Origin of the sequence: Bradyrhizobium sp. Tv2a-2 (genome assembly GCF_000472425.1) — a bacterium.
GTDB lineage: Bacteria > Pseudomonadota > Alphaproteobacteria > Rhizobiales > Xanthobacteraceae > Bradyrhizobium.
Map to the genome: position 1 here is coordinate 320363 of NZ_AXAI01000006.1, position 14404 is coordinate 334766.

The following is a 14404-nucleotide window of genomic DNA, read 5'->3' on the forward strand; positions in this document are numbered from 1 at the left end:
CCGACGTCTTGGATCATCGTTAACTTGGTGCTCCTGATCTGCGCAGCCGCCAATTCGTTGTGGCTCGACGGTCGAGAAAGACGCATGCATCGTCAGATGACGATAGCTCTACCAACCGCACAGTCGGCTGGCTTAATCTCCATTCGTCGCGCAGAGACCGGGGCGCGCGGGCTGTTTTTCTACCGCTTCGCCAACTACAGGGCTGAGGTCACATACGTCTGGCACCCGATCTTTGTGTTACTTGCCGGGGTCAACGCAGCATCAGCAATCGTCTATGCCAATCAATTCCTGAAATTTTCCACCTTCACCGTGTCTATCGCGGCTGTCGTTGCGGCCATCATGGTGGTGCGAGGGCTGTTTGCATGGCAGGAACGTCGGTTCGCCAATCAGCTCTTTCGACAGCTACCTGACACGATCCAGTTGGTGACAAGCACTGTTCGGTCAGGTCTGCCCGTGCAGGAAGCCTTTCGCACCATAGCGCGCGAGATGCCGCAACCGACAGCGGGGCAGTTTGCGATCGCATGCACTGAACTCAGTCTGGGGAGAACTCCCGAGGAAGCTGTCGAAGCAATCTATCGGCGAACGCGGGTGGTCGAGTATGGGATCTTTGCGGTGACTCTTGCAGTCCAGCTGAAGTCAGGTGGCAGTTTGGCCGAAACCTTGCAGACGTTGGGAGAAACGGTAGCTCAGCGGGTAGCGCTGGCTGCTCGCGCCAAGGCGCTGGCCGCAGAGGTGATCTTTTCCTCACGTGCACTTTCATGCGCGCCCCTCATTGTCGGTGGGTTGCTGTACCTGATGAGTCCGCAGTCAGTCGATATGCTGTTTTATGATCCGACCGGAAACGCGCTGCTGGCTTACGCAGTCACATCAGTGGTTACTGGGCACTTCGTGATACGCTGGATGATCAGAAAGGGGACCGCACTATGACCGCTGGTCTCAGTTTGGCAACTCTCGCCATCGTTGCTGCGGCGGCAAGCTGCCTGCTGATCATCCACGAGATCCACCTTCGTGCATTGAACGCGCGGGTATCAAAGGCTGTCATGGACGTTCCGGGCGGGGCGACGTCCTTTCAAGACATTACCAGTTGGTTTTCCTCGCTCGGCACGCGCTATCAGCGCTTCTACGCTGCCGACAATATCGACCAACTGCGAGCCACCCTTCAATCAGCAGGCTTCAATCATCATCGGACCTTGCCGATCTGGATCGGTGTCAAGGTTTTCTGCATGTTCGTGTTCCCGCTCGCGGGCTTTCTGCTTGCGGAACTCTCGGCGAGGCCGCCGACCGATGTGCTCGTGTTCGCGCTTTTTGGAATGATTTTCGGAATTATGGGGCCGCGACTAATTCTGTCGGTACTTCGACGGCGTTTCGATGCGGCCATTCGACTTGGCACGCCCGATACCATCGATTTGCTGGTCGTGTGCAGCGAGGCCGGAATGGGTCTGGAGAGCGCACTGGAACGTGTCGCGAAGGAAACGAACCAGACCAATCCTGCCATGGCGGCGGTCCTACAGGGTCTTCTTGATGATCTCCGAATGCTGCCAAATCGCTCCGACGCGTTCGAGAAATTGGGAGCGATGTCAGATGGACTTCGCCGCTTTGGCACCATGGTCAGTCAGAGCCTGCAATACGGAACGCCGTTGAGCCAGGCTCTGCGCAGCATCGCCGCCGACCTCCGGCAAGAACGTCTGACGAAGCTGGAAGAACGAGCCCACAAGCTAGGCGCCAAGCTGACGGTGCCGATGGTGTTGTTCTTGCTGCCAGCCATGTTCATTATTTTGGGTGCGAGTCCGTTTCTGCATCTCATTCGTACGTTCAAGCACATCGGATGATAGGTATGAGCACGGTTCGCGCCCATGGCGGTAAGTTTCTGAGCCGTAAAGCGTCGTTCATCAGGGATCAACGCGGCGCCGTCGCGCTTGAGATGCTCATCGTCTACAGCATGCTGATGTTCAGCCTGTTTCTGCCGCTTGCCGACGTCGCTATCGCTGGCTTCCGGTACATATCTGCGTGGGAGGCATTGCGCGGCTTCGGGCAATACATTCAGTACGACCCGCCGCCTGACGTCACGAATGCGTCGAGTTGGGCGTCAACCGCAAGCGCCAAGGCCGATCCCCGTTTTCCCATCAGCAATCTTCAAGTGCTTTGCGGCGACGCGAAGGCTGTCTGCTCCGCGGCCAACGTGTCGGCGCCGGTGAAGTACTATTCATACACGACCACCGTCACATTCGCGCCCATGGTGGTGAGATCGGCGTTGTGCACCAGCAGTAACGCCAATCCTTGTACCTTTACCCTGCGCTACACAGAACGGTTTCAATAGGATGTGCCATGCGTAACCTGCTTCGTTCCCGCCGAGGTTCAGTCGCATTCGCAACCGTGATCGCCCTGGTGCCGCTGATCGGAGTGGTCGCACTGGGGGGCGAGGCCGGATCTTGGTACGTCACCAAGCAACGCGCGCAGAATGCAGCCGATGCAGCTGCCTATGCGGGTGGATTGTGGGTGGCTTGCTCTCTGGCTCCGTCTACCTGCACCGAAACGCAATCATTGGCTTATCGCGGGAAGGAGTTCGCTGCACAGAATACTTTCTGCAACGCAGGCGACACCTCCTATCCGGACTCGAAGTGTTCTACCGCACTTGGCAAGGGAACATCCCAAACCGTGCAGATCGCTTCGCTCGCTTCCTGGAATGGGACCGCCGGAAATTTCGTTCAGGCCACGGTTAGCCAGCAACAGCCAACATACCTGGCAGCGGTACTGGGATTGTCTACTGTCAATATAAGCGCGACGGCGGTTGCCCAAGCTGTTAGTACGAACGTCCCGGGCTGCGTCTTGGCATTGAGTGGCTCTCTCCAGTTCCAGGGCAGCCCGAATATCAATGCACCTGGTTGCAGCGTGGCCTCAAACGACAGGAACCCCGATGCAATAAATTTCATCGGCGGCGGAATGACCATGAATGTCGGCTCGCTAGCGGCGGCCGGCGGCTGCACGGGTAGCACATCATTCTGCAATACCGCGTTGACTTATATGCCGCCGGTCACCAATCCATTCTCTGGCCTTGATGGCGCACTCACCACCTTGTGCGGATCGAACCCGACTCTTCCTGCAAAATGCGGTCTTGCAAAATGCACGGGATCGGGGCTCACCGCTTACACGGCCGCCACCCCATGCGTGAATGACAGCGTCAAGACAAAGGGCAATACCGCTGTGACGTTGACTGGAGGTGGGGTGTACTTCATATCTGGTACTCTGACACTCGTCGGCGGCTCCTCGATCACTAGTGGTGCAGGAGGAGCGCTCATCATTCTGTTGCCAGGCGCGTCAATCGACACGAAGGGAGGAGGGGTGCTCACCATCTCTGGGCTGACAAGTGCCCCCGGTGCCTCGTCGCTTCCTACCGCTCTTCAGTCTAGCGCTGCCTTATTCCAATACATGTCCATTTACGATGCCTCAGCGACGGCCGTCACTTTCGGTGGAAACAGCAACATCAACCTGACAGGAAGTATCTACGCGCCGACTGCGGCAGTGACGTTCCAGGGCAATCCGACCCTCAACTTAGGCGGCGCAAACGGTTGTGGCGAGTTGATAGCCGCCTCAGTCGCGTTCAATGGCAATGCCACCTTCAACGACAATTCGTGCCCGGCAAAGCCGTCTCCGACCTACTACGTGAAGTTGGTGCAGTGATGAGAAAGCTTGATCAGCGCGGCGTCGCGGCGCTGGAGTTTTGCCTTATCTCCGTGGGGCTCTTCACGTTCATTTTTGCGATCTTCGATCTCGGACGCTATGCAATCACGATGCAGTCATTGCGCACGCTTGCGCATGCTGGCGCTCGGGCAATGATGATCAATTGCTACACGCCTAACGTAATAAGTAAGACGTCGCCTTCGGGTTGTACCGGTGACTACCTGACGGCCGCGCAGAAGCAGGCTGCTGCCCCTTTCCTATATAGCAATGGTAGTTCTGCGCCGACAGTTAGCACCACTGCGGGAGCCGCTGCACTGACCGTGACGGCCTCTCAATCGGGCTTCAGCATGATGATGCCGATCTGGGGCGCGGCACTCAATGCGCCGAGTGCGTCCACCCAAGTTCCGTTCTAGCGCGTTTTCAGACAACCATCCCGGATAGGTCTGGAGACTTCGCTAAGCGATAGGAGCGATGTCCCCTCTTGAACGGACTTTCGGAGTTTCCGCCTCGAGGCGGAGCTTCTGTCATGGGTGAGTCTCTCAAGCGGCGCGGCGCCGGGAGGTAAAATAAGCTGTCACGCTCCAGGTTTCCCGCGGGCAGCCTCGGAAAGTGGTGCTCGCTGGCAACATGGGCACATTTTCTCCGGTGTTCAGGCAATCGAGTAAGTGCCGATCCTTGCAAATGAGGCACACGACGGATGATGATCTTGGCGGCCACATCCGAGGCTGGCAACGGACGCGACGTGTCCAATTGCGAGGCCGGAGTTGGTTTCGTGCTCAAAACCGAGTGTGCGCGAGGGCGGCAAGTACAAGTAACGATTTATAGTGAGACAGATTGTAAACTCTACGACCTAGTGCCGCGCGAGGAGAGTTAGCACAAGAGGGTGTATATTTACGGGGAGAGCCGCGGTTGGCGGCGGGGGGACTGGGATGTTTGGCGGTCGCGTGCCGATTAAGGCAAGGGCGCGGCTTTTCGCCTTGAGCGTGATGGCTCTTGGCGCGGGGTTCGTCGCATTGAATTTCACTGACTGCGCGAGGGCCGCAGATCCAAGGGGCTCCGGCAGCGGCGTCATCGTAAGCGAGATGAATAACCGCCAGCCGGTCAAAGTGACCGTCAACAAGTCATCCACATTCAGGGTCGATAAGGCTTTCTCCACTATTGTGGCGGGCTCGCCTGATATGGTCGACGTGAAGTCGCTGAGCGATCACATTATCTACATCCAGGGCAGGCGGCCCGGTGCCACCAATGTCATCCTGTTCGACTCATCGATGAACCAGATCGCGGTCCTCGATGTCGAGGTCGTGCTCGATACCCCTAGTCTGCAGTATATTATCCGAGCCAGCACCGGCGCGCAGGGCATTCATGTCTCGTTTTCCGGCGGCCGAGTGGTGCTAAGCGGAACGGCGCCCGATGCCGTCACCGCCGAGCGAGCGGTCGCGATTGCCAAAGGTACGGTTGGCGAAGACCACATCGTCAATGCGATAAGCGTTGCTTCACCCCAACAGGTCATGCTCGAGGTGCGCTTCCTGGAAGCGAGCCGCGAGGCCGGTCGCGCGCTCGGCATGAACTTGTTTGCCGCTAATGCCAACGGTACTAACATCGGTAATACCGGGGTGGGCAATGGGCTGAACGGTGTGACCGCCGCCGGTCGAGCGCCGATCGGTGGTATTAATACGAACAATGGGCCGCTTGGTGCTGGCGGCAGTGCTGTTGGTGCTCCTCCGACGGGGAGCCTTCCGGTACTCGGAACAGTGGGGACGCTCCTTGGTACCGCGGGCGGCGCAGCTCCGGCCCCGTTCGGAAGTTTGTTGACCAGCATCCTTCGAACCAGCAACGGCGGCTCAGTGGATTTGCTGATCACTGCCTTGGAAACGAAAGGATTGGTTCGCGCGCTGGCGGAACCGAACCTGGTTGCGCTTTCCGGTGATGCAGCTCGATTTCAGGCCGGCGGTGAATTTCCAGTGCCGATACCAAACACGACGACCAACGGTTTTCCCACCGTTACCATCGAATACAAGCCGTTTGGTGTTCAGCTTGCCTTCGTTCCCACCGTCCTCTCGCGCGGCGTGATCAACCTTCGGGTTGAGCCCTCGGTCAGCGAGCTTGATTTCGCGAATGCAGTAACGATTCAGGGGACGACGGTCCCGGCGTTGACCACCCGCAACGCACGCACCACGGTCGAGTTGCGCGACGGGCAGAGCTTTGCGATCGCCGGCTTGCTGCAGTCCCAAAACCGGCAGAACGTCTCTCAGTTGCCCTGGATCGGCTCGGTGCCGGTACTCGGGGCTCTGTTCAGCAGCAAGTCATACCAGCAGCAGGAAACTGATCTCGTCATTATCGTGACGCCGCACCTGGTCGCGCCGGCGGCGCCCGGTCAGCAACTGGCGTCGCCGCTCGATTCCCGCTTGCCGCCCAACGATGTCGATTTCTTCCTCAACGGCCAGATGGAAGTACGCAAGCGCTATGACGACTACGTCAACTCGGGCGGTGATGTGAAAGGACCCTATGGCCACATCATCGCGCCCGAGCTGACCGCACCGCCACCGCCCCCGGCGGCGGCGGCGGTTTCCGACCAGCCAGTGGTCAAAACCCTGAATTGAGGTGGATGATGATCCTCAGGTGCCTGACCATTGCAGCGGTGTTCTCGCTGGGCGGCTGTTACGGCCTCTACGGCAATGACGAGATGGACCGCTACTTCCAACGCTCTGAGACCATCACCGTGACCGCCGGCGATGCCAAGCAGGTGAACGCCGTTACCCATATTATCCATCCCTGGCCGCGAAACGTCGGTGATCGTAGGATCGCGTACGACGGCCGGCGCATGAGCGCCGCCGTGCAACGCTATGGGGCCACTAAGCGGCCCGTGGATCAGCTTCCCGACATAGGCGAGGCGACGAGAGCAATGGGCCAGGCGCCTCCCGTCACCACGCAGCAGAATATTACTACGGACCAGACTATCAACCAGAGTATCCAGACTAACAGTCCCTCGGGACGCTGACGCCAGCGTTGGCTTAGGGCACGACAAAGCGTGTCTTGACCCATGGCCGGCTGGCAACAGGTCTCGCTGCCTGTTTTTGGTAAGTGATCTAACAATGATATTTACGGACCGTGCAGCGAGTCGCTGGAGCCGGTGCGGGGGACAAGGGTGATGCGGCGTCTCATTCTAATGCTGACCTGTTGCTGGTTGGGCATAAGCCTTGCGGGGTGCGACTACACACTGAGGGAGGCCGCAATGGTGGCCCCCGTGGATCCGCCGGGCGGCGATCCCGTGCAGGAGCCCACGGACGTCAAATATTATCCTTCAGATGAGCCGGTCCGGATGGGACTGGAGCAATACAATCGTGGCGCCTATGGGAACGCCCAGCGCTATTTCAAGGATGCCGTCGAAAAGGCCCCAAAAGACGTGACTGCTTGGGTGGGGCTTGCTGCCAGTTACGACAAGCTGCGCCGATTCGACCTCGCCGACCAGGCCTACGCGCAAGCGATTCGGCTCGGGGGCGAAACCGTCCAGATCCTCAATGACCAGGGATATTCGTACATGCTGCGCGGCAATCTGAGTGCGGCGCGGCGAAAGTTTCAGCAGGCTTATTCGCTCGATCCGGGCAACCCGGTTATCGCCAATAATCTTGAGCTTCTCAATGGTAGCCGGCGGTTCATTGAAAGGCCGCCGAATAATCAGCCATCAGCAAACTAGCGGTCTTATTCTAGATTTTTAATTGATATCTAGTGTGCGGTGCCGGGCAACCCTTAAGACAAGCTAAACGGGTTTGACGTATGGCTTGTCGTCTCATGAACCGTCTTTTTAAACTACAATTTCTCGGACCATTCGCGCTTTTTGCCGCCACGCTTTGCGCCGAATTGGCTGCGCGTGCCCTTGAATATGACCCGGGCTCTGAACTTCTCTGGTTCATCAATCTCAGGATCTTCGGCATTTTTCAGCGAAGCCACGCAATGTTGAGCGGGTTCGTCGCGATTGATGGGTTTCAGTTCTTCGGGCTTGCGCTTCCGATGTTTCTGCTTGCCTGCTTGGGGCTCGTAGCCAAGTCCAGGCTCCCGTTCACGGTCGCAACCCACCTGAGCGCAGCCTATGCGGGTTTTTTGGTCCTCTCCTGGCAGGCTGGCGTACCCACCACTACGCAGGCATCGCTTGTATCAATTGCGGTCCCATCGGGGGCGGGGCTCTACCTGATGACAACTATTTTGGGGAGTTGCCTGCTGTCCTTTGCGGTCACGCACCTGCTCTATTTTCGGGCGGTGCGAAACGAAATAAGAGCTGTGGCAACTTGGCTGCAAGCTTTCTTGTCTCGTTGCTACAGTCGCATGGCTACGGCGAAAGGCTCCTGATCAGCGCCTGAGCTTCCGGTTGCGCCGCAGACCTCGTTTGATGGTTGAATTTGTCCCCGACCGCAAGTAGCATCCTGAGATTGCTAGCTTTACCGTAAACTTACGTCAGTCACTTGGATAGAACACAATGCGCATTTTGTTCGTCAGTGCGGTCGCCGCCGCCGTTCTCGCCAGTGCAGGCCACGCCGCGTCGCCGCGGGAAATCATTGCAACCGACATAATCGAGATTCGGACCGGACAAGCGCGAACCTTCATGTTTGATGAGGCGGTGACCAAATTTTCGGTCTCGGCTGAAGGCATTGCACAAATCACGCCGGAGACCGATCGCACGTTCACGGTCCAAGGGCTGAGCCCAGGCCAAGTGTTGATGACGGCGTATGCCCAGGACGGCAAGGTCGTGCATCGCTCGAATATTTTGGTCGACCAGGCGCAAGGTCTTGTGCGGATCTATGGCACTTCGGACAGCAAAGACTTTATCGGCTATTTATGTACGGACGAGGGTTGTGGCCGCGCCGACCCGGATCGAGTCCCGTTACCTGACTCGACCTCAACAGGTGAGAGCCGGCAAAAGGGTAACGCGGAGAGCATCACCACTCCAAGGTAGTCTCGGTGTCGGCACGTTGCCGGGCCGATCGAGGAGAGCCTCGGGCGACCGCATGGCCGGTGTCGCAGCGCTTTGCCCATAGTCCGATCGTAAGCCTCCGGTGAGGGCCGCGGTGATGGTCAATTGAGCCCACAGCGTTTCTTGTATTTCTTGCGGGAACCGCAAGGGCATCGCTCGTTGCGGCCGACCTTTTTTCGCGGGACGGTGACAATCCGGGGATCGTCCTGCGCCGGTTCGGTGTTAGCGAGTCGCCATTCATTGAGTGTGACGACCCAATCGGAAATCTTGTTCGGGCGCTGCCGCCACGAGCGTGTCGCGATCCTTCATCTCTTTTTCTCCCCGCGCGATGTCGGCGAGCATCAGCATTCCGCTCATCGCCGCTGCGGTATCGACATCAGCGTCGAGCAGTTTTCTCCAAGCCGCCGGGCCCAGTGGGATGGCCCAGAGAACATCGCCATTGCGGGTATCGACGGAGAACAGTGGACTGTAGCGATCGGGACGCTCCAGGAGCGTGGGCGCGACGTCTTCGTTCTGAAAATCGCTCAGGCCGATACTCCTGGGTTTATCAAAATCCGCAATAATAGACGTTGAATGCGGCAATCGAAGCGACAACGCGCTATTGGAAAGCGCAGAGAAACTCCGCACTTTGCGGCGCTAGAGCCATTCCTCGTAGGGGTTGCTTCTGACGCGCTCCAGATCGACAGGCCCGCGGTTGTCTATCCAGCCATGCGGGCAAGAGCGCCTCGATGAGACAATTCCATAACCGTCGCGGTGGCTGACTTCAGAAGTGCTTGCGCGGCTTCTCCAAGAGAAATCACCAACGGGCATCGCATCGTAATCGTCGGCCATGATATTCCCCCGTTGGGAAGGAGGCGCCATATTAGCCAAACGATGGAAGGCCGGCCGGGTTCGAACTCCGGATCCACACTTTTTTCTGGGCGTCTGTGACAGCGGCGCCATAGTTCCTGGCAGCGAGGACACGTCAGACGCCGGGACTGTCGTCAGACGTGGTCGGCGGCTGATGGCGAGTGAGCGGCAGATCGCGGCTAACCGACAGAACGCGCGCAGAAGCTCGGGACCTAAGTCCGAGGCCGGCAGGCGACGCATCTCGAGCAATGCGCTACGTCATGGATTGAGCCGCAGCATCGATTTTAGCGGCGGGGCGGAGATGGAGGCACTCGCCCGTTGCATCGTGGGCGATGCTGCGGACGCGGAGATTGCTCGAACTCGCACGCGGTCCAGCAAAATCTGCAAAACGAACCCAATTGTCTGCAATAGCATCAACGGTCGACAGCGGTGTGCGATCAATGGGCGGCTATTACCGCGTCTACCTGGCGACTGTCCTTCCTGATGATGATGATCGCTCCGTTTCGGATCGCAAACCGAGCGCCGAGCAGTTTCGGTACCTTTTCCGTGATCGGTGATGGTAGTGGAAGAATCGCACCGTCCACGGAGTCTCCGACCTTAACCGCGCTTGCAGGACCGACTGCCGAAGGCGCCGGCTTGATATACTCCCTGACCAATTGCACTTCCTCAGCTAAGAGCGCCCATGCGGCCTGCGTCTCCCCGGAAGGGGCGGTCTTCCCGGCGGCGGGTTCATCCTTTGCTATCTGCTGCTCCTCAGTCTGGCGCCTTGCCTTCTCGGCTTGCTCCAGTCGAGTGATCCGCTCCTTGAGCGGTGCCAATTCAAGATGAAGCTCGGCTACTTCCGATTTCAATGACCTGATCTGGGCAAGGGCGGCTGCGGCGCCGGCGCATGCGACGATCGCGATCAGGCTGATCAAAGCAAGGACGGTCCGAGCCGCTTGCCCGGTCGTGGGTTCGGTGTGGGCGCTATGGATGTCTTGTGAAAAATCAGAACGCATCAGGCCAACAAAGGATCGTGCTTCAGAAAGTCGAACATGAGCGAGAACAGAAACGCGTGGCGCCCGTCGCTCCGGCACACAGCCCCAGTCCCGCTGGTCGATTACGACCAGCTGGCGTCCAGCATGGCAAACCTGCACCTTTAAGCGTATAGCACCGCTGCAACAGTGTCGAACTATCTCATTTGCGACGAAAGTACCGGCTTCGCAGACCCGATGAAGAGTATGTCTCATCCGTGACCTTGATGAATTGAGCGCGGGCAGGCTACCAGCCATGCTGCAGCAGGCGCGGATGAACGAGGACAATGCGGCGCACCTGCGGTATGCGCGCGGCGGCATTTCGCTGAAGGAGGCGGTGCGCAAGGCGCATGAGGCGGGCCTGCTTTATCCGAAGAGCGGCGCGAAGGTGCCGGTGAGCACGGTTCACACCATTCTACGCAACCGGCTCTATACGGGCTGGTTCGAGTGGAACGGGAAGCTCATCCAGGGCAAGCACGAAGCGTTGGTGCCCGTTGAGCTATGGGAGCGCGTGCAGGGCGTGCTGGACGGACGCTTCGTCAAGAAGGCCAAGCGCGGCCGGCACGACTTCGCCTTTTCCGGGATGATTGCATGCCATGCCTGCGGCTGCGCCGTTGTCGGCGAGATCAAGAAGGAGCGCTACGTCTATTATCACTGCACCGGCTACGCCGATGAGTGCCAGGGCAACCCGGCTTGTTGCCGACGCAAATATGTCCGTGAGGAAGCCAGCGCGAAATCGAACGGCATCAGAACGCCGACAAATCCTACAAGGATGAAGGCGTCGCGCTTCTCGACCTCGCTCGCAACGCTCAAAGGCTGTTCGCGAAGCAGGAACCGCGCGAAAAACGCCGCCTGCTGAACTTCGTGCTATCGAACTGCTCTTGGGAGGACGGCAAAGTGGTCGCGGAATTTCCGCCAACCATTTGAAATGCTTGCGGAAATCACGACTGCCATTGCCAATGTCGGAGCGAGCGAGAGCGCAAAATCGGCGAAAAGTGAGATTTGGCTGGGGAACCTGGATTCGAACCAAGACAAACAGAGTCAGAGTCTGTTGTGCTACCGTTACACCATTCCCCACCGAAGCTACTGATTTTACAGCGCTTTTTGGAAGTTTTGCAAAGCGGCCCAAAAGTTTTGCAAACCAGGCGCCAAAGCACCGCCCGTATAGCTGGGTCGGCGTTCGCGGTCTAGTCCTCTTTGCTCGCGAGCCGCGGCCGCTTCTGGCCATCAGCCGCGACCTTCATCTGATCCTTGAATCGCATGTCGTTGCTCGACGTTCCGGCGGGTCATGCCGATGTCGTTCTGGTCTACGCGATAACCCTGCTCGGCGCGCGCCAGGATACCGGCCGTGCAAAGCCTTGCTGCTCGCGCGAGCATTCGATCTATTGATCTGCGGGGCGGAGAGGCCGGCGCAACTCGCCACGTTGCATGCGACGCCGACCTCCCACGATGTGAGATATTGGCCGAGCCAACTCGCGCGGCATGTTGTCATCGACTAATGGTCTAACCGTTGCGACGCGTGTTGCACGGTGGGCCAACTTGCCGAGGCCGATCCACCATGTAATGCTGCGTCAGATAGGAACGGCCTCCGCGTTGCGCGCGACATGCATCGCGCCAGAAGAAGCCGACAACCAGGCCGAGAAGAAGCCAAAAAATTATACTCAGGGAATACGTTTTCGGAGGCTATCTGAATGAAATTCGAACACCTCCTCGGGCTCGCTTGCGCGGCCATGATCGCCACTGGGCTTCCGGGCATGGCCTCGGCGGAGGACAAGGTCGTCAAGATCGGTGCGGTCTTTCCTATGACGGGCAACGCCGCGAGCGCCGGCATTCATGCCAAATACGCGATCGAAGTAGCGCTCGACATCATCAACAACGCCCATCCCGAGCTTGCCGATCTGCCGCTGGCCAAAAATGCGGGGCTGGCGGGCCTCGGCGGCGCCAAGGTCGAGGTCGTCTTCGCCGACAACCAGGGCAGTCCCGCAACAGGCCAGAACCAGGCGCTGCGGCTGATCACCGAGGAGAAGGTGGCGGCATTGACCGGCGCCTACCAATCCGGAATCACGCTGACCGCAAGCGCGATTGCCGAGAAATATGGCATTCCCTTCGTCAACGGCGAGTCGGTCGCCTCCAATCTTACAGAGCGCGGTTTCAAATGGTTCTTTCGCACCACTCCGATCGCGACCGACTTTGTCAGGGTCTACTATGATTTCCTGACGGACATGAAGGCGCAAGGCGCCAAGATCAATAACGTCGCGCTGGTCCACGACAACACCGAATATGGCGCCTCGGTCGCAGGCACCATCGCGTCCGGATTCAAGGATAAGGGTCTCAATATCATCGATATCGGTTATGTCTCCAACGCCACCGACGTTCAGAGCCAGGTACTACAGCTGAAAGAGAAGAATCCCGACGTCGTCTTGATGATCAGCTACACGTCGGATGCAATCCTGTTCGCCAAGACCATGCAGGCACAGGACTACAAGCCGCCGCTTCTGCTGGCCGACGACGCCGGCTATTCCGATCCAGCGTTCCTCAAGGCCGTTGGCAAGGTCTCGCAGGGTGTCTTCAACCGCTCGGCCTGGAGCATCGGGCCGCCGGGCTCGCCGAGCGCCATCATCGCCGACATGTACAAGAAGAAGAGCGGCGATGAGATGGATGATACCGCGGGCCGGCAGATGGAAGGCTTCTTCGTGCTGGTGGACGCGATCGATCGCGCCGGCTCGACCGATCCCGCCAAGATCCAGGCGGCGCTGAAGGCGACCGAGCTCAAGCCCAACCAGCTTATGATGGGCTACAAGGGCGTGAAGTTTGACGACAAGGGCCAGAACAGTCTTGCGTCCGCCGTCATCATCCAGCTGCAGGACGATGGCGAGACCTATCTGACGATTTGGCCGAAAACGAACGCAGTGAAGCAGCCGGTTCTGCCTTACAAGGGCTGGTGACGAGGTTCGCGGGCTGGATGGAAGCATCCGGTCTGCTTTCTGAACAGCTTGGTTGATCGCTTCCACGCAACGGCGCGCGGCTTCATGTCATTCGTCCTCGTCCAGGTGATTGTCGGTGGGTTGCTCTTGGGCGCGGTCTATGCGTTGTTCTCGTCCGGGCTGACGCTGGTCTGGGGCATGATGAACATCGTCAATTTTGCCCATGGCGATTTCGTCATGCTCGGCATGTACGCTGCCTTCGTCGTGTTCACGCTATTCGGCGTCGGACCGCTGGCCGGCGTGCCGTTCGCGACGCTGCTGCTCGCGGCTCTCGGCGTCGTGGTCTATTTCGCGCTGATCCGCGGCATCATGAAGGGGCCGATGCTGGCGCAGATCCTCGGCACTTTCGGGCTCGCACTCCTGCTGCGCTATTCCGTGTTCTGGTGGTTCGGCGCCGATTTCCTGTCGCTGCCCCAGAACATCGTCGGCGGCACGTTTGCCTTCTGGGGCCTGCGCATCGAAGCCGCGCGGCTGCTCGCCGGCGTCGTCGCGCTGGTCGTGACGCTCGGGCTGCATCTGCTTTTGACGCGCACGGCGCTGGGCTCGAAGATGCTGGCGGTCGCGGAGGATGCCACGGCCGCACAGCTGATGGGCATCCGCCCCGATACCATGCAGGCAATTGCCTGGGCCATTGCGGCCGGCGCCACCGGCCTGGCCGGCGCGCTGATCGCGACCTTTTTCTATATCGTGCCGACGGTCGGCGAGACGCTTGGCATCGTCGCCTTTGTCACGGTCTCGCTCGGCGGCTTCGGCAGCGTGCCCGGTGCGCTGCTCGCGGGACTTCTGATCGGGGTGATCGAGTCGCTGTCCGGCTATCTGATCGGCGCGGTCTACAAGGACATCGTGGTCTACGCGCTGTTCCTGTCCTTCCTGTGGTTCAGGCCGCAGGGGTTGATGGGCAAAACATGAGTGGC

17 protein-coding genes and 1 tRNA gene are annotated in these 14404 nt (G+C 59.0%); 14 read left to right on the top strand and 4 right to left on the bottom strand.

Annotated elements, in window-relative coordinates; all coding sequences use genetic code 11:
* Nucleotides 1-27: 27 nt before the first annotated feature.
* The 10 genes from A3AI_RS0114710 to A3AI_RS0114760 all read left to right on the top strand — a co-directional run bounded on the left by A3AI_RS0114710 (nucleotide 28) and on the right by A3AI_RS0114760 (nucleotide 8626).
* Nucleotides 28-927, top strand: a complete 900-nt coding sequence (locus A3AI_RS0114710) for a type II secretion system F family protein (RefSeq protein WP_245286894.1) — start codon at nucleotides 28-30, stop codon at nucleotides 925-927.
* Nucleotides 924-1829, top strand: a complete 906-nt coding sequence (locus A3AI_RS0114715) for a type II secretion system F family protein (protein ID WP_024516318.1) — start codon at nucleotides 924-926, stop codon at nucleotides 1827-1829. The genes A3AI_RS0114710 and A3AI_RS0114715 overlap by 4 nt, the downstream gene beginning before the upstream one ends.
* Nucleotides 1830-1834: 5 nt before the next feature.
* Nucleotides 1835-2317, top strand: a complete 483-nt coding sequence (locus A3AI_RS0114720) for a hypothetical protein (RefSeq protein ID WP_245286886.1) — start codon at nucleotides 1835-1837, stop codon at nucleotides 2315-2317.
* 8 nt (nucleotides 2318-2325) lie between these two features.
* On the top strand, nucleotides 2326-3678 hold the full coding sequence (locus tag A3AI_RS46250) for a pilus assembly protein TadG-related protein (RefSeq protein ID WP_084800925.1): 1353 nt from the start codon (nucleotides 2326-2328) through the stop codon (nucleotides 3676-3678).
* Nucleotides 3678-4091 carry a TadE/TadG family type IV pilus assembly protein gene (locus tag A3AI_RS0114735; RefSeq protein WP_245286887.1) on the top strand — a complete coding sequence of 138 codons (414 nt, stop codon included), beginning with the start codon at nucleotides 3678-3680 and terminating at the stop codon, nucleotides 4089-4091. The genes A3AI_RS46250 and A3AI_RS0114735 overlap by 1 nt, the downstream gene beginning before the upstream one ends.
* A 516-nt stretch (nucleotides 4092-4607) precedes the next feature.
* Nucleotides 4608-6278, top strand: a complete 1671-nt coding sequence (locus A3AI_RS0114740; protein WP_024516323.1) for a type II and III secretion system protein family protein — start codon at nucleotides 4608-4610, stop codon at nucleotides 6276-6278.
* 5 nt (nucleotides 6279-6283) lie between these two features.
* Complete coding sequence (locus tag A3AI_RS0114745) at nucleotides 6284-6676, top strand: hypothetical protein (protein WP_502685744.1); 393 nt, start codon at nucleotides 6284-6286, stop codon at nucleotides 6674-6676.
* A gap of 234 nt (nucleotides 6677-6910) precedes the next feature.
* Nucleotides 6911-7372: a tetratricopeptide repeat protein gene (locus A3AI_RS42755; RefSeq protein ID WP_245286888.1), complete on the top strand. Its 462-nt coding sequence runs from the start codon at nucleotides 6911-6913 to the stop codon at nucleotides 7370-7372.
* A gap of 95 nt (nucleotides 7373-7467) precedes the next feature.
* Nucleotides 7468-8022: a hypothetical protein gene (locus tag A3AI_RS0114755; RefSeq protein WP_024516326.1), complete on the top strand. Its 555-nt coding sequence runs from the start codon at nucleotides 7468-7470 to the stop codon at nucleotides 8020-8022.
* Between the two features lie 127 nt (nucleotides 8023-8149).
* Nucleotides 8150-8626, top strand: coding sequence for a pilus assembly protein N-terminal domain-containing protein (locus A3AI_RS0114760; RefSeq protein ID WP_024516327.1), 477 nt, complete (start codon nucleotides 8150-8152; stop codon nucleotides 8624-8626).
* Between the two features lie 119 nt (nucleotides 8627-8745).
* Here A3AI_RS0114760 and A3AI_RS50240 read toward each other — a convergent pair whose 3' ends face one another.
* The 3 genes from A3AI_RS50240 to A3AI_RS0114770 all read right to left on the bottom strand — a co-directional run bounded on the left by A3AI_RS50240 (nucleotide 8746) and on the right by A3AI_RS0114770 (nucleotide 10491).
* Nucleotides 8746-8946 carry an SEC-C metal-binding domain-containing protein gene (locus A3AI_RS50240; protein WP_084800935.1) on the bottom strand — a complete coding sequence of 67 codons (201 nt, stop codon included), beginning with the start codon at nucleotides 8944-8946 and terminating at the stop codon, nucleotides 8746-8748.
* Nucleotides 8882-9271 (bottom strand): hypothetical protein, encoded by a 390-nt coding sequence (locus A3AI_RS0114765; protein WP_156927783.1) that lies wholly within the window; start codon nucleotides 9269-9271, stop codon nucleotides 8882-8884. The genes A3AI_RS50240 and A3AI_RS0114765 overlap by 65 nt, the downstream gene beginning before the upstream one ends.
* A 659-nt stretch (nucleotides 9272-9930) precedes the next feature.
* Nucleotides 9931-10491 (bottom strand): hypothetical protein, encoded by a 561-nt coding sequence (locus tag A3AI_RS0114770; protein ID WP_024516329.1) that lies wholly within the window; start codon nucleotides 10489-10491, stop codon nucleotides 9931-9933.
* Nucleotides 10492-10762: 271 nt separating this feature from the next.
* Between A3AI_RS0114770 and A3AI_RS0114775 the strand changes: the two genes are divergently transcribed.
* A complete protein-coding gene (locus A3AI_RS0114775) occupies nucleotides 10763-11365 on the top strand; it encodes a recombinase family protein (RefSeq protein ID WP_024516330.1) in 603 nt (200 codons plus the stop codon).
* 144 nt (nucleotides 11366-11509) lie between these two features.
* Here the strand turns inward: A3AI_RS0114775 and A3AI_RS0114780 are convergent.
* Nucleotides 11510-11583 (bottom strand) — tRNA-Gln (locus A3AI_RS0114780).
* A gap of 183 nt (nucleotides 11584-11766) precedes the next feature.
* Here A3AI_RS0114780 and A3AI_RS49925 point away from each other — a divergent pair.
* The 3 genes from A3AI_RS49925 (at nucleotide 11767) to A3AI_RS0114795 (ending at nucleotide 14399) form a co-directional block, all read left to right on the top strand.
* Nucleotides 11767-11895: a hypothetical protein gene (locus A3AI_RS49925; RefSeq protein ID WP_283807232.1), complete on the top strand. Its 129-nt coding sequence runs from the start codon at nucleotides 11767-11769 to the stop codon at nucleotides 11893-11895.
* 302 nt (nucleotides 11896-12197) lie between these two features.
* On the top strand, nucleotides 12198-13451 hold the full coding sequence (locus A3AI_RS0114790; RefSeq protein WP_024516331.1) for an ABC transporter substrate-binding protein: 1254 nt from the start codon (nucleotides 12198-12200) through the stop codon (nucleotides 13449-13451).
* 84 nt (nucleotides 13452-13535) lie between these two features.
* The gene (locus A3AI_RS0114795; protein ID WP_024516332.1) at nucleotides 13536-14399 is read left to right on the top strand and encodes a branched-chain amino acid ABC transporter permease; all 864 of its coding nucleotides are present in this window, start codon (nucleotides 13536-13538) and stop codon (nucleotides 14397-14399) included.
* The last annotated feature ends 5 nt before the right edge of the window (nucleotides 14400-14404 follow it).